22 protein-coding genes and 1 pseudogene are annotated in these 22379 nt (G+C 62.7%); 18 read left to right on the forward strand and 5 right to left on the reverse strand.

Going from position 1 to position 22379, the window contains the following annotated elements:
* Nucleotides 1–175 precede the first annotated feature (175 nt).
* From EKH55_RS25225 to EKH55_RS25270, 10 genes are all read left to right on the forward strand, one after another.
* A complete protein-coding gene (locus EKH55_RS25225) occupies nt 176–472 on the forward strand; it encodes a PepSY domain-containing protein (RefSeq protein WP_069456604.1) in 297 nt (98 codons plus the stop codon).
* The gene (locus tag EKH55_RS25230) at nt 472–1032 is read left to right on the forward strand and encodes a cytochrome b/b6 domain-containing protein (protein ID WP_151613607.1); all 561 of its coding nucleotides are present in this window, start codon (nt 472–474) and stop codon (nt 1030–1032) included. Before EKH55_RS25225 ends, EKH55_RS25230 begins: the two co-directional genes overlap by 1 nt.
* A gap of 14 nt (nt 1033–1046) precedes the next feature.
* The gene (locus EKH55_RS25235) at nt 1047–1721 is read left to right on the forward strand and encodes a response regulator (RefSeq protein WP_151613608.1); all 675 of its coding nucleotides are present in this window, start codon (nt 1047–1049) and stop codon (nt 1719–1721) included.
* Nucleotides 1718–3070, forward strand: coding sequence for an ATP-binding protein (locus tag EKH55_RS25240; RefSeq protein WP_151613609.1), 1353 nt, complete (start codon nt 1718–1720; stop codon nt 3068–3070). Before EKH55_RS25235 ends, EKH55_RS25240 begins: the two co-directional genes overlap by 4 nt.
* 271 nt (nt 3071–3341) lie before the next feature.
* Nucleotides 3342–4520 (forward strand): HPP family protein, encoded by a 1179-nt coding sequence (locus EKH55_RS25245; protein WP_151613610.1) that lies wholly within the window; start codon nt 3342–3344, stop codon nt 4518–4520.
* A 118-nt stretch (nt 4521–4638) separates the two neighbouring features.
* A complete protein-coding gene (locus tag EKH55_RS25250; protein WP_151613611.1) occupies nt 4639–5331 on the forward strand; it encodes a CerR family C-terminal domain-containing protein in 693 nt (230 codons plus the stop codon).
* Nucleotides 5328–6335: a secretion protein HlyD gene (gene hlyD / locus EKH55_RS25255; protein ID WP_151613612.1), complete on the forward strand. Its 1008-nt coding sequence runs from the start codon at nt 5328–5330 to the stop codon at nt 6333–6335. The genes EKH55_RS25250 and hlyD overlap by 4 nt, the downstream gene beginning before the upstream one ends.
* Nucleotides 6332–8074, forward strand: coding sequence for an ATP-binding cassette domain-containing protein (locus tag EKH55_RS25260; protein ID WP_151613613.1), 1743 nt, complete (start codon nt 6332–6334; stop codon nt 8072–8074). The genes hlyD and EKH55_RS25260 overlap by 4 nt, the downstream gene beginning before the upstream one ends.
* Nucleotides 8071–9219 carry an ABC transporter permease gene (locus EKH55_RS25265; protein ID WP_151613614.1) on the forward strand — a complete coding sequence of 383 codons (1149 nt, stop codon included), beginning with the start codon at nt 8071–8073 and terminating at the stop codon, nt 9217–9219. Before EKH55_RS25260 ends, EKH55_RS25265 begins: the two co-directional genes overlap by 4 nt.
* 1 nt (nt 9220) lies before the next feature.
* On the forward strand, nt 9221–10333 hold the full coding sequence (locus tag EKH55_RS25270) for an ABC transporter permease (RefSeq protein WP_151613615.1): 1113 nt from the start codon (nt 9221–9223) through the stop codon (nt 10331–10333).
* Nucleotides 10334–10389: 56 nt separating this feature from the next.
* Here the strand turns inward: EKH55_RS25270 and EKH55_RS25275 are convergent, their stop codons facing one another.
* Nucleotides 10390–11478 (reverse strand): nucleotidyltransferase family protein, encoded by a 1089-nt coding sequence (locus EKH55_RS25275; protein ID WP_151613616.1) that lies wholly within the window; start codon nt 11476–11478, stop codon nt 10390–10392.
* Nucleotides 11479–11760: 282 nt separating this feature from the next.
* On the opposite strand from EKH55_RS25275, the gene EKH55_RS25280 reads away from it, so the two are divergent.
* From EKH55_RS25280 to EKH55_RS25310, 7 genes and pseudogenes are all read left to right on the forward strand, one after another.
* The gene (locus EKH55_RS25280) at nt 11761–12840 is read left to right on the forward strand and encodes a LacI family DNA-binding transcriptional regulator (RefSeq protein ID WP_151613617.1); all 1080 of its coding nucleotides are present in this window, start codon (nt 11761–11763) and stop codon (nt 12838–12840) included.
* A gap of 78 nt (nt 12841–12918) precedes the next feature.
* Nucleotides 12919–13863 (forward strand): ABC transporter substrate-binding protein, encoded by a 945-nt coding sequence (locus tag EKH55_RS25285; RefSeq protein ID WP_151613618.1) that lies wholly within the window; start codon nt 12919–12921, stop codon nt 13861–13863.
* A 63-nt stretch (nt 13864–13926) separates the two neighbouring features.
* A complete protein-coding gene (locus EKH55_RS25290; RefSeq protein ID WP_151613619.1) occupies nt 13927–15453 on the forward strand; it encodes a sugar ABC transporter ATP-binding protein in 1527 nt (508 codons plus the stop codon).
* Nucleotides 15447–16457: an ABC transporter permease gene (locus EKH55_RS25295; RefSeq protein ID WP_151613620.1), complete on the forward strand. Its 1011-nt coding sequence runs from the start codon at nt 15447–15449 to the stop codon at nt 16455–16457. Before EKH55_RS25290 ends, EKH55_RS25295 begins: the two co-directional genes overlap by 7 nt.
* On the forward strand, nt 16454–17863 hold the full coding sequence (locus EKH55_RS25300; RefSeq protein WP_210249917.1) for a hypothetical protein: 1410 nt from the start codon (nt 16454–16456) through the stop codon (nt 17861–17863). The genes EKH55_RS25295 and EKH55_RS25300 overlap by 4 nt, the downstream gene beginning before the upstream one ends.
* 684 nt (nt 17864–18547) lie before the next feature.
* Nucleotides 18548–18770, forward strand: a pseudogene (locus EKH55_RS25305) (transposase); the annotation flags it as partial.
* Nucleotides 18707–18937 (forward strand): hypothetical protein, encoded by a 231-nt coding sequence (locus EKH55_RS25310; protein WP_151613621.1) that lies wholly within the window; start codon nt 18707–18709, stop codon nt 18935–18937. The pseudogene EKH55_RS25305 and the gene EKH55_RS25310, both read left to right, overlap by 64 nt.
* 3 nt (nt 18938–18940) lie before the next feature.
* On the opposite strand, the gene EKH55_RS25315 is transcribed toward EKH55_RS25310, so the two are convergent.
* Complete coding sequence (locus EKH55_RS25315; protein ID WP_151613622.1) at nt 18941–19327, reverse strand: type II toxin-antitoxin system VapC family toxin; 387 nt, start codon at nt 19325–19327, stop codon at nt 18941–18943.
* Nucleotides 19324–19563, reverse strand: coding sequence for a type II toxin-antitoxin system Phd/YefM family antitoxin (locus EKH55_RS25320; protein ID WP_151613623.1), 240 nt, complete (start codon nt 19561–19563; stop codon nt 19324–19326). Before EKH55_RS25320 ends, EKH55_RS25315 begins: the two co-directional genes overlap by 4 nt.
* 304 nt (nt 19564–19867) lie before the next feature.
* On the opposite strand from EKH55_RS25320, the gene EKH55_RS25325 reads away from it, so the two are divergent.
* Entirely contained in the window at nt 19868–20449 is a 582-nt protein-coding gene (locus EKH55_RS25325; protein ID WP_151613624.1) for a dienelactone hydrolase family protein, read from the forward strand.
* Between the two features lie 67 nt (nt 20450–20516).
* On the opposite strand, the gene EKH55_RS25330 is transcribed toward EKH55_RS25325, so the two are convergent.
* Together EKH55_RS25330 and EKH55_RS25335 are read right to left on the reverse strand one after the other, a co-directional pair.
* The gene (locus EKH55_RS25330; protein ID WP_151613625.1) at nt 20517–21119 is read right to left on the reverse strand and encodes an alpha/beta hydrolase; all 603 of its coding nucleotides are present in this window, start codon (nt 21117–21119) and stop codon (nt 20517–20519) included.
* A 120-nt stretch (nt 21120–21239) separates the two neighbouring features.
* Nucleotides 21240–22172: a VOC family protein gene (locus EKH55_RS25335; protein ID WP_151613626.1), complete on the reverse strand. Its 933-nt coding sequence runs from the start codon at nt 22170–22172 to the stop codon at nt 21240–21242.
* Nucleotides 22173–22379 lie beyond the last annotated feature (207 nt).

The following is a 22379-nucleotide window of genomic DNA, read 5'->3' on the forward strand; positions in this document are numbered from 1 at the left end:
ACCCTCGAGCCATTCGCCAGTAATCCGGGCAAACCGTCGAATTCCTGTCAGGGACCGGCCGAGGAGGCGGAGGCGCACCGCTGATTTTGGCCACCGACAGGGTTTCGACAGCTTTGCGACGTCAGGTTCCGCATGGCCGTTCCCGAGGGCGGCCTCTTGGTCAAAGGAGCATTTTATGAAATCGATGTTTCTCTGTGCGTTGGCGGCCGTCGCCCTTCCCGGCTTGGCCCTCCCCGGCTCGGCTTTGGCCGACGACGACGATGCTGTCTGCACGAAAGCGCCCAAATCGGCCTGGATGAAACCGGAGGAGGCGGCCTCGAAGCTTCAGGAGGCCGGCTATTCCGACGTGCGAACCGTCAAGGTGGCCGGCACGTGCTATGAGATCTACGCCTTCACGACGAAGCACGAGCGAGCCGAGGTCTATATGAACCCCGTGAACGCCGAAATCGTCAGGGCGGAGATTGACGACTGATGCCGGAGTCGACAGTTGCAAAGCGGGAGGCAATCGCCTCCCGCGGCGGCGGCCTCCGTGTCTGGGACCCGCTGGTTCGCCTCTTTCATTGGGGTGTAGTGACGTGCTGTGCCCTCAACCTGTTTCTCCTGTCCCCGGGCAAGATGGCGCACCGTTACGTGGGCTATACGGCGCTGACGCTGCTCGGCTTGCGCTTTGTCTGGGGCTTCCTCGGCACGAGACATGCCCGTTTCTCCGACTTCGTCCGCGGACCGGCCGCCGTCCTGCGATATCTGCGTGTCTTTGCCGCGGGCAAAGCCGAGCGCCACATCGGGCATAATCCTGCCGCAGGCTGGATGATGGTGCTGCTGATGGTTCTGCTGGCGGCGGTCGGCGCATCCGGCTGGCTGACGACGCTCGATGCCTTCTGGGGCAACAAGCTGCTCGAGGAAGGTCACGAGGTGCTGGCGAACCTTATCCTGGTCCTTGCCGGGGTGCATGCTTTCGCCGCAGTTGTCGAAAGTTGGCACTTTAGAGAAAACCTCATATGGTCGATGGTCACCGGCCGTAAGAAGGCTTGAAGTCAAGGAAAAGCATGCGCCTGCTGCTCGTCGAAGACAGCCCACGCCTCATCGAACTGGTGGGCGAGACCATGCGTGAGGCCGGCTGGCGGCTCGATGCGGTTTCAAGCGTGCGCGCGGCAGAGGCCGCAATCGCAGATCGGGAGCACGATCTTGTACTCCTTGATCTCGGACTGCCGGATGGCGACGGGCTCGACCTGTTGAGATGGATAAGGCAAGAGCATGCCGGCTTGCCCGTATTGATCATCACGGCGCGCGGCTCGGTCGACGAGCGCGTTCAGGGACTGGACGCCGGCGCCGACGATTATCTGGTGAAGCCGTTCCACCACCGCGAATTACTGTCGCGCTGCAGGGCCATGCTTCGGCGTAACCCGCTCGCAATCCAGCCGGTGCTGGAAGCCGGTGCCCTGCGCTTCGATCCTGCCACGGCGGAACTTTGCTGCGACGGGTCCGTCGTGCCGCTGCCGCCGCGCGAACGGTCCCTGATCGAGATCCTGATGCGTGAGGTCGGACGCGTCGTTCCAAAACGCCGGCTCGAGGTCGCCCTCTCCGAGTATGGACAGGAACTCAGCGCCAATGCGCTGGAACTCGCCGTGTCCCGGGTACGAAAGCGATTGCAGCCGCTCGACACCGGCGTATCGATCGAAACCGTGCGCGGCATCGGCTATCTCCTGAGGACCGCCGCATGAAAGAAGAAAACCCGTCGCTGATCGGCATCGTCGCGCGACGCATCATCGCGTTTTCGCTGCTCGCGATGGTGCTGCAGATCGGCGTCGTCTTCGCCGATTATTGGTTCGACGACTACAAGCTCAGCATTCTGATGCTGCAGCAGGAGACAGCGACATTTTCGCGGGCGATCACCAGGCACGACGGACGTCTCACCTTTAGGCCGGGTCACGACTTGCAGGAGCGCTACCGGGTGCGCCCCGGTGACGAGGGCGCCATTTATGTCCGGGTGCGTACCGGTTCCGGCTCGGTGCTCTTTTCCAACTGTGCGACCGAATGCGCCGAGCACTTTCTGCCTTTGAGCGTCGACGTGCCGAGTTTCTGGAAGCGCGTGATCAAGCCGGGTAAGCCCTTCAGCATCGCCGGCGGGCAATCCTTCGATCGCAACGGCATGCCGGTTCTCGTCGAACTGGCGATCATCAAGGACCCGAACGGCTTCATGTACGATGCCCTGCTGCACGAGATGTTCGATTCGATGATCGTGCCGATGACGCTGATGTTCTGCCTCGTCATCGGGGCGACGATCTGGTCGATCCGCAGTGCGCTCAAGCCCGTGGCGATGGCTGTCAGGGCGGCCGACGCCATCGACCCGCGCGACAGCGGCGCGCGCCTGCCGGCAGCCCGCATGCCGCAGGAGATCGAACGCCTCGTGAGCGCCGTCAACCGGCTGCTCGCGCGCCTCGGCGATCTCATCCAATCGCAGAAACTCTTCTCCTCCTCGATCGCGCATGAAATCCGCACGCCGGTCGCGATCGCCAAGATGGAACTGGGCCGTATCGCCGATCCCCGTGCGCGCAATGCCGAACGCGACCTCGACGCGCTCACCCATATCCTGGAGCAACTGACCTCGCTTGCCCGCGCCGATGTCGTCGACCCTTCCGCCTACCGGCGCGCCAGCCTCTCCGAAATCGGCGCCGCGGTCGCGGAAGCAACGGCACCCTTCGTCTTCGATCAGGGCAAGTCGATCGAGTTCATCGACCACGGCACGGCGCCGGTGACCGTAATCCCCGGGCTGGTCGAGAACATGCTCAGAAATCTGATCGAAAACGCGGTCAAGCATAACCCCGCGGGCACCGCCATCATCGTCACCTGCGGGCCCGGTCCGCAGGTGACCGTCGAGGATAATGGCCGCGGTCTCGTCGACCTGCCGGAGCACAACGAGGATCTGGGCTACGTCAAGCGCTCGGGCCAGCTTGGGCTGGGCCTGAAAATCGTTCACCGCATCGCCGAACTCCACAAGGCGAAAATCGCAATCGACACGGCGCGCGACCGCGGCACGAAAATCGCGATCGTCTTCACGGCATCCGAGTAAACTCCTCGCTCTTCAGTGCGTCGGCCCGAAACCCGTACCCGATTTTCGGAAAGCTCCCTGCGCAGGTTCAAAGAGTCCAGCGCGTCTTTCAGATGCGCGGCGCGTATCCTCGTGTGACATTTAACAGGCACGATGCATATTTTTTAATCCGGCAAGTTTTCTTGGATGCGAATTTCGTGCCCAAACTAACGTCACATGCTATTGAGCCGTGCATATTTGCCCCGCAGCCCAGAGCAGCCTCATAGTTCGCACCCCATAGTCCCGAGCATCCATGTCCAAGGCTACATTCCTGCTTCGCCTGATTCCCTCCCTCGCGCCGATCAGCCAGGTCGAACGGCTTCGCTCGTCATGCGGCGCGCTCCTGGGGATACTATTGACCGGATTCATCAGCACGCTCGCGGTTGGCGACGATGCGAGCCTGCCGCTCCTCATCGCGCCGATGGGCGCCTCCGCCGTATTGCTCTTCGCCGCGCCGTCGAGCCCGCTGGCGCAGCCCTGGTCGATCCTCGGCGGCAACATCGTCTCTTCGGCGGTCGGGGTCACCTGTGCGCTTCTCATCCCGGACCCGGTCGTCGCCGCGGCCATCGCCGTCGCGGTTGCGATCGGGGTTATGCTGCTTCTCGGCTGCCTGCATCCGCCAAGCGGCGCGGTTGCGCTCACGGCCGTGCTCGGCGGGCCGGCCATTCGAGAGGCGGGCTATGCCTTCGTGTTTTCGCCGGTCGCCATCAACTCGCTGCTCATCCTCGTCGTCGCACTCGTTTTCAACAATCTGACCGGTCGGCGCTATCCGCATCTCGCACCCGCCGCCAATCCGCACAGCACCGACGATCCGCTGCCAAGCCAGCGCCTCGGCGTCGTGCCGGAAGATCTGCATGCGGTGCTGGCGCAATATGGCGAGGTCGTCGATGTCAGCCCCGAGGAACTGGATGGGTTCATTCATCAGGCCCAGATTCGCGCCTTTACCCGCCGATCCGGTGAAATCACCTGCGGCGAGATCATGTCGCGCGACGTGGCGACCGTCTCACCGGATACCGCCTTGCGGCACGCCTGGCGGATGCTCGTCGAACACCGCATCAGCGCTTTGCCGGTCGTTACCGAAAAGGATGGCCTTGTCGGCATCATCACCCAGACCGACTTCATGAAGCACGCGGTGCTGACGCCGGAGGGGCGGCTACAAACCGGGCTCCGCGAGCGCGTCGGCAACGTCATCGGTCTTCCGCCGAAGTCCCCTCGCCTCGTCTCCGAAATCATGACACGGCGCGTGCAATCCGCCTTGCCCGAAACGATGATTGCCAAGCTCGTGCCGCCGATGGCGGATATGGGCCTGCATCACATGCCGATCGTGGATGCGGATAACCGCATCGTCGGCATCGTCACGCAATCCGACCTGATCGCCGCCCTGTTCCAGAGGCGGATCGAGGCCGATGCGCGCATGCGCGACGTCGCCTGAGCGCGGCGACTCGCCGGCCTTCTTCAGCGAATTGAATCGCCTATATACCGGCGATTCTCGCCGGCTATTCGAATTCATTCGATTGACTTAATCGCTTGATTGAAGCAGGATGCCTGTCATGACGAAAGCCGATCTGACGATACCGCCGCGCGGCGACGCAACCCGCGAGAAGCTCCTCAATTCCTCCATTGGCGTCTTCGGGCGCTATGGCTTCGAGGCTGCGACGACGCGCAAACTTGCCGATGCGGCAGGCGTCAACCTCCAGGCGATTCCCTATTATTTCGGCGGCAAGGAAGGCCTCTATGTCGCCGCAGCCGAGCACCTGGCTTCGCTCATCGGAGCCCATGTCGGCGAGCTGCGGGCTGCGCTGCAGAACCGTTTCGCCGAACTCGACGTCGAGGGCAGGCAGATGACGTCCACCGAAGCGCGTGGCCTTCTCACGCAGATGGCTCAAAGAATGATGACGCTCTTCGTCAGCAAGCAATCGGAAAGCTGGGCACGGTTCATCATCCGCGAGCAGATGGAGCCGACGGAGGCCTTCCAACGCATCTACGGTCAGATCATGCGGCCCATGATAGAGATGGCGCGCCGTTTGATCGGCGCCATTCTGGGGGAGAATCCGGCATCGGAACACATTAGGCTCAGGACGCTGTCCTTCGTCGGGAGCGTACTGGTCTTCCGCACCGCCCATGCGGCTGTCTTCACCCAGCTCGAATGGAAGACGGCCGGGCCGCGGGAGCTTGAAATCCTGCAGCGCCACGCCGCCGAACTCGTGGCCGTGCTTGGCGCCGAGAAGAGCGACCGGCCATGAGAAGAGTCGTCCTGATCGTGCTTCTTCTCGCGGCAGTCCTCGCCGGCGGCTGGTGGTTCGACGCACCGGAGCGGCTTGGCTGGGTGGAGACGCGCCGGAACGGAATTCTCTATGGCAATGTCGACATCCGTCAGGTGTCGCTCGGTTTTCGCGTCAGCGGCCGCATCGCCGAACTGCTCGTCGACGAGGGCGACGCCGTCAAGGCCGGCGATCTGATCGCCCGCCTGGATGCCGCGCCGCTCCAGCAGGCTTTGGACGCGGCGAAAGCGGAAGCCGACGCCCTGCGGGCCGCGCTCGCGAAGCTGAAGGCCGGTGCCCGAGAGAGCGAGATTGCCCAGGCACGGGCCACCCATGAGGAGCGGCTTGCGGAACTGGAAAATGCCAGGCTTGCCCACGAGCGTGCCGAGCGATTGCGGCCGGCCGGCACGATCTCGCAGGCCGAACTCGACCAGGCGAGTGCCACCCGCGCCGCCGCCGCCGCGCGCGCCGCATCGGCACGCGAGGCCCTCGCCCTCATCGAGGAGGGCAGCCGCCCGGAGGACATCGCGGCGGCGGAAGCGCAGCTTGCTGCGGCGGAGGCCAAGGTCGCAAGCGCCCGTACCGCGGTCGAGGACGCGGCATTGCTTGCGCCCAACGACGGGATCGTTCTGTCACGCGTGCGCGAAACCGGGGCGATCGTTTCCCCCGCCGACACGGTTTATGTCCTGTCGCTCACAAAGCCGGTCTGGGTCCGCGCCTATGTCCCCGAAACCGATCTCGGGCGCGTCCATCCCGGCATGAAGGTGACGGTTGCCTCGGACACCGGTCCCGAGCAGCCCTATCGGGGCACGGTCGGCTTCATCTCACCCGTGGCGGAATTCACGCCGAAATCGGTCGAGACGCCGGAACTCAGAACCGACCTTGTCTACAGGCTCAGGATCGTCGTCACGGACCCCGGTCCCGACCTGCGCCAGGGCATGCCGGTGACGATCCACCTCCGGCCCGAGGAGGAGGCGTCGCGATGACGCGCCGCAACGAGCCGAGCCCCGCGCCCTTTGCGCGGCTGACGGCAGTCACCAAGCGCTTCGCTCAGGCGCCGCCGGCGCTCGACGGCATCGAAGCGACCATCCGTGGCGGGGAGATCACCGGTCTCGTCGGTCCGGACGGCGCCGGCAAGACGACCCTGATCCGGCTGATGACGGGGCTGATGCTGCCCGACGAAGGGAGCGTCGAGGTGCTTGGCCATGACACCCGCCGGAATCCCGCCGAGATACAGGCGGCCATCGGCTATATGCCACAACGCTTCGGCCTCTATGAGGACCTTTCGGTGCGGGAGAACCTCGACCTTTACGCCGATCTGCGCGGGCTGCCCACGCCGGAGCGCGCCCGCACCTTCGCCGAACTGCTCGATTTCACCGACCTCGGCCGCTTCACGACGCGTCTTGCCGGCCGGCTTTCCGGCGGCATGAAGCAGAAGCTCGGCCTCGCCTGCGCGCTGTTGCGCAAGCCGCAATTGCTGCTCCTCGATGAACCGGGCGTCGGCGTCGATCCGATATCGCGGCGCGACCTGTGGCAGATGGTCCGAAAGCTGACGGAGGAAGGCATCGGCGTCGTCTGGTCGACTGCCTATCTCGAAGAGGCGGAAGCATGTGACCACGTCCTTTTGCTGAACCGCGGCAGGCTCATGTTTTCCGGTCCGCCTCGGGAAATGACCGCACGCGTCGAAGACCGCGTCTACCGCCTCACCGGCGTCGATGGCCGGCGCCGCGACCGGCTCGCGCGCCTGCTCGGCGATGAAGGCGTCGTCGACGGGGTGATCCAGGGTGAAGCCATTCGCCTTGTGATGAAGCCCGGCGTTCCCCCTCCCCGGCGCTTGACAGACGACGAAGCCTCGGCGCGCACGACCGCCGCGCCGCCGCGTTTCGAGGACGCATTCGTCGACATGCTCGGGGGCGGACCCGGCGGCCGATCCCGGCTGGCGGAAGCCCAGCGCTCCTTCGTCGCCGAAGATCACCAGCCCGTCATCGAGGCGCATGGGCTTACAAAGCGCTTCGGCGATTTTACCGCCGCCGCCGACATCACCTTCGACATACCCCGCGGCGAGATTTTCGGCCTGCTGGGGCCGAATGGCGCCGGCAAGTCGACCACATTCAAGATGCTGTGCGGTCTCTTGAAGCCGACCGCCGGGGAAGGCCGCGTTGCCGGCTTCGACTTGCGGCGCGATGCGCCGGCGGCGCGCAATCGGCTCGGCTATATGGCCCAGAAATTCTCCCTCTATGGCGATCTGAGCGTCGGTCAGAATCTGAATTTCTTCGCCGGCGTCTATGGCCTGTCGGGCGCCAGGAAACGCGAACGCATCGACCTGATGACGGATATCTTCGATTTCCGGCCAGTCGCCGACATGTCGGCGAAGAATCTGCCGCTCGGCCTCAAGCAACGGCTGGCGCTTGCCTGTGCCGTGCTGCACGAGCCGGAAGTGCTCTTCCTCGACGAGCCGACCTCCGGCGTCGATCCGATCACGCGCCGAGAATTCTGGACCCATATCAACGGCCTCGTCGAAAAGGGCGTGACGGTGCTCGTCACCACCCATTTCATGGACGAGGCAGAATATTGCGACCGGATTTCCCTGATTTATCGCGGCCGCTCGATCGCGCTCGGCTCGCCCGACGAGATGAAGACGCGCGCCGCGAGCGAAAACCTCCCGGATCCCTCCATGGAAGACGCCTTCATTGCCCTGATCCAGGCGTCGGAGCAGGCGGCATGATCGTTGCGCCCCCAAGCCGAAAGGCACGCGCCGGCGCCAGCCGCCGCTTCGCTGCCCTCGTGCGCAAGGAAATCTACCAGATCATCCGCGATCCAAGCAGCATCCTCATCGCCTTCGTGCTGCCGATGATCCTCCTCTTCCTGTTCGGCTATGGTGTTTCCCTGGACACGACCCGCACGCGGATCGGCCTCGTCGTCGAAGACGAGACGCCGCTCACGCGCGATCTCGCCGCGAGCTTTGCGGCTTCGCGCTATTTTGCCGTCGTCGAGGGACGGCACCGCCGCGATTTCGAGGATGACCTCGTGCTCGGGCGCGTGCGCGGCCTCGTGGTGATCCCGGCAAGCTTCGCCGCCGATCTTGCGGCAGGGCGCGAGCCGACCGTCCAGGTGCTCGTCGATGGCACCGATCCGAATACGGCCAACTTCGTCCAGAACTATGCGCAGGGCGCCATTGCCAACTGGGAACGCCAGCGCACCAACGAAGGCCTGGCGCGCCCTCCGTCGATCGCCGCCGAACAGCGCTTCTGGTTCAATCCCGAGCTGACGAGCCGCAACTTCCTCGTTCCCGGTTCGATCGCCATCGTCATGACGCTTGTCGGCACGTTGCTGACGTCGCTCGTCGTCGCCCGAGAATGGGAGCGCGGCACGATGGAGGCGATGATGGCGACGCCGGTTTCGGCCGCAGAACTGCTCGCCGGCAAGCTCCTGCCCTACTTCATTCTCGGGCTCACCTCCATGACGCTCTGCGTGCTGATCGCGGTCTTCCTCTTCGACGTGCCGTTCCGCGGCTCGGTCGTCGCCCTTTACGTGCTCTCCGCCGCCTTCCTCATGCCCGCCCTCGGGCAAGGCCTGCTGATCTCAGCCGTCACCAAGAACCAGTTCCTCGCCTCGCAGCTCGCCCTGATCTCCGGTTTCCTGCCAGCCTTCCTGCTCTCCGGCTTTCTCTTCGAGATCAATTCGATGCCGGCGGCCATACAATGGATCACCTATGTGGTGCCGGCGCGCTATCTGATCCCGAGCCTGCAGACCGTGTTTCTGGCCGGCGACATCTGGCCGATGTTCGCACAGGCGATCGCAGTCATGCTGCTGATCGGCTCCATCTTCTTCGCACTTGCCGCCCGCAATACCAGGAAGAGGATCAGCTGACATGTGGTGGGCAAGACTGAAAGCGCTGATCGTCAAGGAGCTGCTGGCCGTCCTGCGCGACCCGAAGGGCCGGACCATTCTCATCGGCCCCCCTATCATCCAGCTCCTCGTCTTCTCCTATGCGGCAACGCTCGAAGTGAAGAATGTCGATCTCATCGTGCTGAACCGTGATGCGGGCCATTGGAGCCAGGAATTGGTGCAGGAGATCGGCGGGTCCCCGACCTTCCGCACGATCAGCTTTGCGTTGAGCCCGGGGGAGGTCCGCCAGGCGATCGATGCGCAACGCGCTCTCGCGGCGATCGAGATCGGTCCCGGCTTCTCGCGCGACATAGAAGCGGGGCGGCCGGCGAAAGTGCAGGTGATCCTCGACGGAAGGCGCTCCAATGCTTCGCAAATCGTTTCCGGCTATCTCGGCCGCATTGTCGGAACGCTTGCAGCCAGGACGCCAGCGGGCGAGCGCGCCGTTTCCGATTCGGTCAGGGTCGAGGCACGCAATTGGTTCAACCCCAACCTCACCTATCAATGGTTCATGGTGCCGAACCTGGTGGCGAGCATCGCGCTTCTGATCGGTCTCATCGTCACGGCGCTATCGGTCGCCCGCGAGCGCGAGCTCGGCACCTTCGACCAGCTGATCGTCTCGCCGCTGCGCACGCATGAGATCCTCCTCGGCAAACTCATCCCGCCGATGATGATCGGGCTCTTCCATATCACGATCTATATTCTGGCGGCCGTCTTCATCTTCGGTGTGCCATTACGCGGCTCGCTGTTCCTGCTTTACGGCAGTGCCGTCTTCTATCTCGCCGCCGTCGTCGGCATCGGTCTGTTCATATCCGCGCTCTCGATGACGCAGCAGCAGGCCATCCTCGGCGCCTTTCTGTTCATGGTGCCTGCGATGCTGCTTTCCGGCTTCGCCACCCCGATCGAGAACATGCCAGGCTGGCTGCAGCCGGTGACATTCATCAATCCGCTGCGCTACTTCCTGGTGATCGTGAAGGGCGTATTCCTCAAGGACCTGCCGCTTGCCGAGGTTGCGCGCCAGACGGCCCCGCTCTGCCTGATCGCCCTCGTCACCCTCTCCGCCGCCGCCTGGCTCTTCCGCCGGCGGCTGGAGTGAAGGTTCAGACGAGCCGGATGGGACCGGGATAGCGCCCGACGCTTCCGCCCGTCCCGCTAGAACGGCATGGTGATGTCTTCGCCGATCTGCATGGCCCCTGCCCTGAGACAGTCTCCAAGACGGTTCCTATCCTCGTCGGTGAGCATCCCCGCCCCTGCCCTGATGCCTTCCTGCCACGCGTGCCCGCGTTCCCACGCTTCATTGTAGACAAGCGCCAGATCGGATGTCCTCCTCGTCTGCTGGAGGGCTTCGAACAGGAGCGCAGCTTGTCGGATGTCCTTGTTGCGCTTCACGGACCCTTGCCCGCCGTATTGCCGACGGCTCGCCACGATAAGCTTGTGGACAGCGTACCGGGACGGATCAGGGACCGTTACAGGGACGCCGCTCTTGTGCAGCAGCATCGTCCTGACGGGATCCCGGGTGAGGAAGTCGAGAAAGCGAAGCGGATCGGCGCTAGCCCCGCCGAGAGCGGGCATCTTCGCCGGCTGATCCAGGCAGTCGTCGCTGCCTCGGTTGGTGGTCAAGAATTCGACCCTGTAGCCGGAGCCGTTCACGAACGCCGACGAAGCCGCGGCCCCCGATCTATGCGGGACGGGGCGGAATGTCGGATCGACCGACTGCACCAGTTCGAGGATAGGAGGCAGGCTGTCGTCGACCTCGGACGAGACGGCGTAGTCCTGGGCGACGTCAGCATCCCCGGTCAGGATCGCCGCCATTGGCAGGCGCACCCCGAGGATTCCGGAGTAGGTCTGAAAGGCGACCGTCCCTATGAGGACGCCCCGGAGCCGGAAAAAGCCGCCTGCAGCCAGCGCCTCGATGACATCGCCGGACATGCTGTCGGGAGCGATCATCCCTCCCTCGCGCGTCAGGCTGCTGACCATGCGCCTACGGGCGCGGAGGTCGTCCTTCTCCCGCTTATGGGTCTCCACTCGCTGCGCGATGTCCTGATCGTCGGCAGGACCGACGTAACGACGTGTCTTGCCGCCTTGCCCATCCGGGATGTCGAAGTACCAGTACGTCCTCCCCTTCACAGTGACTGGCGTGAAGCGGCCTTCCGGAGGGAAGTCGGCTGTCCAAGCCGCGTCGAGCGAGCGCTGGCCGAGCTCGGCGAGCATCGTCTGGTACACGAGATCGATCTGCTTCACGCCGCTCACCTGTCGGTGTTATACCTTTTTTGGGAAAAGATATAGCTGGCGAGGCAGTGGTTGCAAGAGGGCCGTCATATGGGGGTCAGAACAAGATCTGTTCTCCCAGACACGCTAAGGCCGTACGGAACATGAACATCACGCGGCGCGCAGGATTCTTCCGGGAAGCCGCAATGGTCTACGTCGATTGGAACACTGCCAAGACACCTATTGACACAAGGGAGCCTAAACGTTTATGTATCGGCTTGAGGAGAACATAAACGTTTAGGTGAGGAGCTGAACGTGCCACCCCGGGTGACATTGCACGATATTGCCAACGAGGCAGGGCTGTCGACATTTACCGTTTCGAAGGCGCTTAACGGCGGCAAGGGCGTGTCCGCGAAGAGCCGTGATCACGTACTCGCGGTCGCGCGCAGTCTAGGCTACGTCGCTAACCTCGCGGCGCAGGAACTGCGCGGGTCCGTCAGATCCTCCGTCGCCGTCATCACGGCGGGAACTACCAACGCCTATTACCTCGACATGATGAACGGCATACAGCGGGCCATGCAGGACACGAACCAGTCGGTGGTCCTGATGGATATCGCGATAAACGGTGTGTATGACGAGGGTCTTGAGGACCGTACGATCCAGCGTTTGCTGGAAGCGCGGATGTCCGGAGTGATCTCGACCTTGACGCTCAAGCCCGAGAGCATTGAGCGGCTCGCACAGTGGGACATCCCGGTTGTCTTTGTCGACTCATCGCCACCCGAGGGCATGGCGCATCTGCCGAGCGTAACGACCGACAATTACAACGCCAGCCTATTGGTCGGTGAGCACCTTGCCGAACACGGCTACATGGATTGGCTTTTTCTTGTCTATCCAGGCATCTGGTCTAGTCGGGAGGACCGCGAACGGGGCTTGCGCGAGGCCGCGCGGCGGTGCGGGGCCGAGGTGCAAGTCATTGAGAGCGCAAACGACGCGGCCTCCGCAAGACAGATCCTTTCTGACGCGTTTGATGCGCGCGGCGGAAAACTGCCCGAGGTCTTAATCGCAGGAAATAGCCCACTGCTACTCGGCGCGTTGACCACAATGCGCGAGCGCGGAATCATCGTACCGCATGATATGCCTATCGTGAGCTATGACGATTTTTCTTGGGCTCCCTTTATCGAACCGCCACTCACGGTCCTCGACGAACGTTCCGAGGAAATTGGCCGGCGGGCAGCGGAAACTCTGATCCGGATCATCGGCGAGCAGATCGAAGCGGGCAAAAGCGGCGAAACCGCCGCCCCCAGCTATCGCGACGAATTCAAACAGCAAGTGCCGGTCGGGCTTATCGTCCGACGGTCCTGCGGTTGTGGCGCAGAGGAGGCGAGCGACACCTGACGCGCCAAAAGCCAACCGGGACGGGACACCAGCGACCCAATCTCGGCAATCCAAGCTGGAATCACTGGAGGAGAACCTATGCGATTTAACGCTTTCCGCCGCGCCGGCTATGTCGGCGCAATGGTTACGTGCGGCCTGCTGGCAAGCACCGCGACGGCACAATCGATGCCCGACAAGATCGAAAAGATCGGCCTTATGGTGCAGGACATGTCCAATCCTTTCTTCTCGGCGATGGACCGTGGTGGCCGCGGCGCAGCCGAGGAAATTGGCGCCGAGCTTAACGTACAGGACGCCCAACTCGACCTTTCGGCGCAATACAATCAGATCGACGCCTTCATTCAACAGGGCGTTGACCTGATCATCGTCTCCGCGGTTGACGGAGGCGGGATCGAGCCTGCGATCATTAAGGCGAAAGAGGCCGGGATCATCGTGATTGCCGTGGATACGCCTGCGAAAGGTGCCGACGCGGTCATCATGACCGACGCCGTGCAGGCGGGGATGAAATCCTGCAAATACCTCTTCGACCAGATGGGCGGCAAAGGCCAGGTCCTGCTGGTCGACGGCACGCCGATTCAGACGATCATCGACCGGATCGACGGTTGCAAGAAGGTCGCAGAGGACTATCCGGGTATCAAGATCGTCGGTCAGCAGTCGTCGAAGAACGACCGCGCTTCAGGCCTTCTCGTAACCACCGACATGCTCACGGCGAACCCGGACGTGACCGGCATCTTCGGAATGAACGACCCCTCGGCGCTCGGGGCCGTGCTTGCCGTGGAACAGGCGGGCAAAGCCAAGCAGATCATCGTGACCGGCGTCGATGGCAGTCCCGAGGCGGTGGCCGAACTGACCCGGGAAGGTTCGCCCTTCATCGGCACTGCCACCCAGAACCCAGGCAAGATGGTGACGGAAGCCGTACGGCTTGCGCAGGATATGGTCGCAGGGAAACTGCCCGCCGAGACCACCATCCTGATCCCCAGCGAACTCGTCACGCGTGACAACGTGGGCGAATATTCGGGCTGGTAATTCGCATAACAAGGATGGTGCGGGCGGCTCCATTGCCCGCACCCCCGAACTGGAGGTCAGACGATGACTGCTCCCCTTCTACAACTCGATCGCGTTTCCAAGCGCTATGGTGGCACGCTGGCCCTGAACGACGTGTCACTGGACCTCTTCGCTGGCGAAGTCCACGCCCTTATGGGCGAAAACGGCGCGGGCAAGTCGACGCTGATGAAGATACTTGCAGGTAACGTTCCCGCCGACACGGGCCGCATTTTGATCGACGGGCAGGACGTCGAGGTGCGGACACCAGCGGACGCGAGCAGCAACGGCATCGCCATCATCCACCAGGAACTCAACACCGTCCCCTACATGACGGTGGCCGAAAATCTCGCCCTGGGCAAGGAACCCAAAGGACGGTTCGGGATTCTTGATCGACGGAAAATGCTGAGCGATGCGCGCGATAAGCTCGCTCGAATTCACGCCGACATTGACCCAACCCGCGAACTCGGGTCGCTCAGCGTGGGCATGCAGCAGATGGTCGAAATTGCGCGCGCGGTGAGCGAAAACGCGCGCATCCTCGTGCTCGACGAACCCACCGCCGCACTGTCGCGGCAGGAATCGCAGGAGCTCTACGTTCTCATCGAAAAGATGCGCCGAGAAGGTGTAGGCCTCATCTACATTTCGCACCGAATGGAAGAGGTTTGGCGACTGGCCGACCGCATATCGGTGCTGCGCGACGGAGCCCATATTGGAACCGGTGACGCCAGGGAACTGACCGAGGCCGAGGTCGTCTCGATGATGGTCGGGCGCAACATCGAGGATCTCTATCACCACGAACTCCGCACTCCTGGCGCGCAGCTTCTTGAAGTACGCGGTCTGGCTGGAAATGGAGTTGGCCCGGTCGACCTGACGGTCCATGCCGGCGAGGTCGTCTGCATGGCCGGCCTCATAGGTTCGGGTCGAACCGAGACCGCGCGCATGATCTTTGGGGCGGACCAGCGCAACGCCGGCGAGGTCCTGATCGCGGGCCGCCCGAGCAGGCCGCGTGATCCCTCGGATGCGATCCTCGACGGGATCGGCATGGTGCCGGAGGACCGCAAGTACGAGGGCCTTTTCCTCGAACACTCGGTCCTCGACAACATCGCGGTTTCCAGCCTCGATCGGCTGTCGAGTTTTGGCCGGATCCGCCGGGCAGAGCGCCGCGCCGAGGTGTTCGAGAGGATGGATCAGCTCCACCTGCGCCGGAACGCTATCGACTTAGCAGTCGATGCGTTGTCTGGCGGCAACCAGCAAAAGGTGGCGGTGGCGCGCTGGCTGATGCGCGACTGCGAGGTCCTGATCTTCGACGAACCCACGCGGGGCGTGGACATCGGTGCCAAGCGGGAAATCTATGACTTGATCGACAGGCTCGCCCGCAGCGGCAAGGCGATCCTAGTGATCTCTTCCGACCTGCCGGAAGCCATCGGCATCGGCGACCGGCTGCTAGTGATGCGCAACGGCCGGATCGTTCATCAAATGCCATCGCGGGAGGCGACGGAGGAAATCGTGATGCTCCACGCGACCGGTGCAATCAAATATGACGCTACCGCAGAGGAGGAGGTGACAAAATGCTAACCGCTATCGACAAACAGCAATCCCAGACCCAGAACGCCCGGGCCCCCTTCGATTTTGCCAGGTGGTGGGACCGCGTGGGCATCCTCGTGGTGCTCGCCGGACTCGTGATCTTCATGGCGCTGGTCGCGCCGAACTTCACGCGGGTGGACAACCTGCTCAACATCCTGCGGGCGATCTCGATCAACGCGATCCTTGCCGCGGGAATGACCTTCGTCATCCTGACCGGGGGGATCGACCTGTCAGTCGGCTCCACTGTCGCGGTTTCGGGAGTCGTCGCGGTGCTCGCTGCCATCGGGGGCATACCTGCACCGCTCGCCATCCTCATCGGAGTCGGCACCGGAGCGCTCTGCGGTCTGGTGAACGGCGCGCTTTCGGCATATCTCGCGCTCGCGCCTTTCATCGTCTCCCTCGGGACGATGACCTTCCTGCGTGGGCTCGCCTATACGCTGACCGCGGGACAGCCGATCGTTTCGTCGAGCCTGAGCTTCAAGGCGCTCGGCAGCGGCTATTTCGTCGGCATCCCAATCCCGGTCTACGTGATGATCGCCGTCTACCTCGTCGCCTGGTATCTGCTCGAACGCACCCGCTTTGGCCGTCACGTCTATGCTGTGGGCGGCAATCCCAAGGCCGCGCGGCTCGCCGGGATCAAGGTCAGCCGCATCCTCACCTCGGTCTACGTGATCGCGGGAACCTGTGCCGGGCTTGCGGGGTTGATCTTCGCGGCCCGCGTCATCTCGGCCCAGCCGACGGCGGGCGAGGGCTATGAACTCGACGCAATCGCGGCGGTCGTCCTTGGTGGCACCGCGCTTGCTGGCGGCCGCGGGCGGATCATCGGCACGCTCATCGGCAGCGTCATCCTCGGCGTGCTGACCACGGGCTTGATCCTGCTCAATGTACCCTTCTTCACCCAGCTTCTGATCAAAGGGATGGTTATCATCTTTGCGGTTTCCATCGACAGCCTTAAGCAACGCCCGCAGCTCTTCACGGTTTGGAGAAAGAAATGACCCCGGCCAACGCAACCGCCAGCACGCTGACCGACGCTGCCGACCTCGCAGGAACCGTAGTGACGATTACCGACCCCGTTCCGGGCATGCGCCGGTCCGAACCCATAATCTTCGAAGTGCCGGTCCGGGTGGACGCCCCGCTCTGGTGGGCAGAGACTGCGACCGGCGAGCGCGTGCTTTGCCAGCGGCTCGCCACCCGCTCGAGTACGGACAGCACCGCCCTCGTCGTTACCCTAAGCTTCGAGGGAAGCGCGAGCCTGCGGCTTACCGGCCCCTGCGAGGAGGCGTCGCCCACGGGCATCGCCGAGCTTCCCGGCAAGGAGGCGGATTGCTTCGTCCGGCTTGACACCGGAGCCTTCGACCTTGAAATGTGTTCTGGTACCGCGCAGGGCACCGGCGCGTCGAAGTGGGGGCTCCGGCATTTCCGTGGTACCGAAGACGGACTCGAGCTGCTCCCCTCTGGAAACAACGCCATCGGCGGCTTCTACGGCCCGTTCTTTACGCCTGAGAACGGCCTAATCAACCCACCAGAGCACACCGTCGTCGAGATCGAGACCATCGAGAAGGGGCCGGTAATGCATCATTACCGAATGAAGGGCACTATCCCCGACGGGCTGCTCGATGAACTCAAAGGCAAGTCCTTTACCATTGACTGGATATTCACCCACGGTACGCCGTTTTTCCAGCGTCGCTACCTGGTCGATCCCTTCCGCACTGTGATCAACGGACGGTCGGTAGACAACAAGATTACCGTCGGCGACGAGTTCGAAGGCGGGCAAGGCGAGCTGGTCTTTGACCGTTTCGCCGCTTATCAGGGCACGGTCTATCGGTCAGGCGATCCCTATGCGGGCGAATTAGTCGAGATGGTGCGCGATACCCTGGAAACCTCGACTGAGGATAACCCCAAATTCGCCGAGTTCCGGCGTGAACTTAAGGACATCGAGGCCGCGCATTGGGATCTCTACTGGCGTATGTTCTGCACCTGGGAGGGCGTGCTCAGCGATGACGAGATCCGCGAGCGTCTTGGCCGAGTGCGGGCAGAGTCTCATATGAAGGCCGACCTGACCTCGCGCGTTTGGGAGATTTCATCCGAGCCGGTGAACGTCTCGGCCATGCCTCATGAGACGATCTTTCAGGGTGCCGCGAACAAGACGGCGGAGCTCCACGAGGCGAGCGGTCGTGCGATGGTCTGGTGGACCTCGGAACCCTCCGGCGCGTTCCAGATCGTGCAGCGTAAACAATCGGGCTGGGTGAACTGGGGCAGCAACGGCGAAAACGAATGTCCGGAGCTCCCGGTCGGAGTGGACATCAAGACCGCCTATGGCACGTTCGCAGAAAACTGGAAGGTCGTGGCTGACCAACTCGAACAGCCTCCACATGTCGCGGTGAATGGATCTGCGAATTGAGTGTCCAGGCCGATCCCGCTTCGCCACGTTTATCCCCTCCCCTCCTGCCAGATCAGAGTGGCCTGGGTCAGAACAATCAGGCCGTTGGGGTTCCCCGGACATGTGCTCTGGAACGCATGATGTTCACAATCCGTTCGGCCTTAGCGTGTCCGGGGGAACAGTTCTTGTTCTCCCCCCGTACGGACCGACATATGCGGCGGGGACTGCAACCGGTCGGTCGCTTGTAACGTTTCTGCGATTACCGAAAAACGATTTCGCCAACCGCGCCGACGACCCCGTCTTCAGGATGTTCTCCTTGATCGACAGAACGCTGGCAACTTGATCGTGGAATTGTAGTGCAAGCAATGACTGGGCTGAAGTGACGAAGCCGATAGCGTTTGAGTATCTGCTTAGGGCATCGCCGATGATTTGATCGGTGCCGCGAAAGGCAATGACAACCTTGTTGTCAATTGTGTATCCCTTGCTGAAAAGTCGGTCGACTAGGATCGATTAAGCGTCCAGGAATATGCACTTCTCGCGCTCCAGTCGTATGACGACCCCAGCGACATTGGAAATGCCCAGGTCCTCCTAAGCTCTGAGCTGTTAGGCGGAGATTTCTAACGCTCCCTTTCCTGGGCAATCTGATCGGCGAGCGGCCTGATCAGATAGGAAAGCGCCGCGCGTTCGCCGGTCTGGATGAACGCCTCCACCGGCACTCGGGGGTATCATGCCGGAAAAAAGATCAAGGGGCGCAAGCGCCACATCATTGCCGAGATGCTCGGCCTGATGGTCGGTCTCATGGTCGATAGCGCTGACATTCAGGACCGGGACGGTTGCCGGACCGGTTGAAACCCATCCGCCACGATGGCCCTGGTTGCTGCACGTCTTTGCCGATGGCGGCTATACGGGCGACAAGCGGAAACGGCGACATCACCCGACGTTTCTCAAGGTATTGCTACCATTGAGCTCTTTTCGAGTCCGACTCTCAAGGACCTGCCGCTTGCCGAGGTCGCGCGCCAGACGGCCCCGCTCTGCCTGATTTCCGTCGTCACCCTCTCCGCCGCCGCCTGGCTCTTCCGCCGGCGGCTGGAGTGAAGCTCAGACGAGCCGGATCGGCCCCGGATAGCGTCCGACGATTTCATCTGATGTGAGCAACAGCAAACCATCGACCATCGACTGGGCGACCAGGATGCGGTCGAAGGGGTCCTTGTGGATCGGGGGCAGTTGATCGATCGCAACCGCATGGGCGCCATTCACGGCCAGTTCCTCATAGCCGTTGTCGAGCAGGCTGCGACGCAGGATCCGGGGCTCCACTTCGAGGTCCGCCCGCCCGAGCCGACGTTTGATGGCGATCTCCCAAAGACTCGCGGCACTGAAATACAGGAGGTTTTCGCGGTTCTCGATAAGGTGTCGCGCCTCCGCCGGCAACCGGCTTGGATCACCGGCTGCCCAGAGGAGGATATGCGTGTCGAGAAGAAGGTTCATTCGCCGAAAAGCTTCTCTATCTCGTCAGTGGCCATCCCGTCAAAATCGTCCGGAACACGGATCTGGCCCGCGAGAAAGCCAAGGCGACGCTTTTCACCCTGCGGCGGCTGCTCGATCGGCACGACCTTCACCATTGGTTTTCCCGCCTTGGCAATAATGAAGGGCTCACCGCGCGCAGCCTTCTCAACCAGACGTGACAGGTGGGTTTTCGCCTCGTGGATATTGATCGTTTCCACCGATGATCTCCGAGCATAATAAACTTAGTTTAGTAAACTTAGTCTACTACCACTTGTTGTTCAAGCCAGCCGGTTGGTCCAGGTAGTCGTCGCTGACCCGGTCAAAAATTCGACCCTGTAGCCGGATCGGGGGCCGCGGCTTCGCCGGTGTTCGTGAACGGCTCTAATTCACCGAACTCGATCTATCTTGCGTTGACCTTGGGCCGCAAACGTTTCCTGAAACGTGTGTACATTCTTCCCGTCGAGGCGACGGCGCTGTAGAGTTATCGAACGTGCGCCCGACCATCCCACCCGGAGGCTCCTTATGGCTGAGGTCTTGCTGTTCCACCACGCACAGGGGCTGACCCCCGGCGTCCGCGCATTCGTCGACGACTTGCGCGCCAGCGGTCACATCGTGCACACGCCGGACCTGTTCGACGGACGCACGTTTAAAAGTATCGACGAGGGTCTCGCCTACATCGGTGAGATCGGATTCGACGGCATTCGTGAGTGCGGCGTCCGCGTCGCCGACGAACTGCCTCCCGAGCTCGTCTATGCCGGGTTCTCGTTCGGCGTGCTGCCGGCACAGAAGCTTGCACAGACACGGCCCGGAGCCCGCGGAGCCCTACTCTTCCACTCTTGCCTGCCGATCAGTGGCGAGTGGGCCTTTGGACCCTGGCCGGACGGCGTCGCGGTCCAGATTCACGGCATGGACAACGACCCGATCTTCGTCGGCGAGGGCGACATCGACGCCGCCCGCGAGATTGTGGAGAAGGCCGTGGATGCGGAGCTTTTCCTGTACCCCGGCGATCAGCATTACTTCGCCGACAGCTCGCTCCCGTCGTACGACGCGGATGCAACCGCGCTGCTGACCATCCGAGTTCTTGACTTCCTGGATCGCGTCTGATGCATGGCGGCGTCTTTGCTTGAGCTCAGTCGGTGGTCCCGCAACAGCGCTTTCGTTAATCTCCGTATCACGTCGTCATGAACCGCCCGATCGCGGCGATCTCGTTCTGGCGGATGTCGTGGCCGCCGGAATGCCACTCGAGTTCAAGGGTCGCCTTCTGCGCCATAAAATAATCGGCGAGCGCCTGCGTCAGCGGCGCCGGGCAGATCGGGTCGCGTTCGCCGGCGGTGATCAACACTCTCCGGCCCTCGAGCGCCGGATTGTCCTTCGGCCGGAACGGGATCAACGGATGCATGAGAACCGCCCTGTCGAAGATACCCTCCTCGATCATGACATTGGCAAGAATATTGGCGCCGTTCGAATAGCCGAGGCCGATGATTTCCGAGGCATTATGCTCGGCCGCCAGCGCCTTGACGAAGCCCGCCATCTTCCCTGTCGCACGGGCGAGGTCCGCCATGTCGTAGACGCCCTCGCCGGTTCGCTTGAAGAAGCGGGCGGCGCCATGTTCCGAAACATCGCCGCGCGGCGACACGATGGTGGCAGCCGGCAACAGCTCGGTGCCGAAGCCGAAGAACTGGTTCTCGTCGCCGCCGGTACCATGGAGGACGAAAAGGATCGGGCTGCCGGGCGCGCCGGACTTCAATTTATGCACATAGCCGTGATCGGGCATTGATATCTCCTTTGCCGCGACAGCGCGGTGCGTCCTTTAGAACGATGGACGCTGCAGGGTCTTGACGTTCTTTTCCTTCCCCGCCCCAGGCAAAAACTCGGGGCGGGACGGGATTTCCGTTTAGTCCTCGAGCTTCTGCAGATGGCTCTCGAGGATCGGCCGCAGGTGCTTGTGCTGCTGCGGCAGCTTCAAGGCCTCGCCGAGATGGGCGGTATCCTCGTCGCGATCGAAGCCGGGCTCGTTGGTCGCGACCTCGAAAAGCACGCCGCCCGGGGTGCGGAAGTAGATCGCCCAGAAATAGTCGCGGTCGATGACCGGCGTCACCTGATAGCCGGTATCGATCAGCGCCTTGCGCACCTCGAGCTGCTTTTCGCGGTTGTCGACGGCAAAGGCGACGTGATGCACCGAGCCCGCGCCCTGCGCGGCCCGGTTGACGTTCGGCATCGTCTCGATGTCGACAAGGCGCGCGCCGTTGCCGCCCGGCACGATCAGCCGCGTGACACCGTCCTTGCGATCAAGCTCCTCGTATCCCATGAACTTGAGCAGTTCGGCCGTCGCGCCTTCGTCGCGCAGCCGCATGGCGACGGAATGGAAGCCGCGGATCGCATGATCTTCGGAAATCCCACCCACGGTCCAGGGTGTGCGCGGATCGTCCTTGACCTCGACCAGGGCAAAGCCATCGCCATCCGGGCCGGCGAAGTTCAGCCGCTTCTCGCCGAAGTTTTCCTCTTCCTTGAGCCCGGTGACGCCGAGCGTTGCCAGTCGATCCTGCCAGAAGCCGAGCGACCCTTGCGGCACGGCGAAGACCGTCGTCCCGACCTCGCCGGTGCCGGCACGGCCGCGCGGCATCTGAGGAAACGGGAAATAGGTCATTACCGTGCCGGGCGTGCCGATCTCGTCGCCGTAATAGAGATGGTAGACATCGGGCGCGTCGAAATTCACCGTCTTCTTGACGCGGCGCAGCCCAAGCACCTGCGTGAAGAAGTGATTGTTGGTGCGGGCATCCTCCGCCATCGACGTGACGTGATGCAGGCCTCTGATCTGGTCGAGCATGTCTCGCTGCCTTTCTGCCCGTCTGGACCGGGCGCTTTGGTGACGAACAGATGCGCCCTTTGACCATGTCAGAAAAGGCCGCGCAAACAGACGCATTGTCAACGCAGCGTTGACGCGAAATCCCGGTCGTTTGCCATAGGCGGCTGTATCTGGTGCCGGAACCCACGCCAGTATGCACACCAGCGGGAGATTATGGAAACAAACAGC

The organism is Sinorhizobium alkalisoli (assembly GCF_008932245.1).
Lineage (GTDB): Bacteria > Pseudomonadota > Alphaproteobacteria > Rhizobiales > Rhizobiaceae > Sinorhizobium > Sinorhizobium alkalisoli.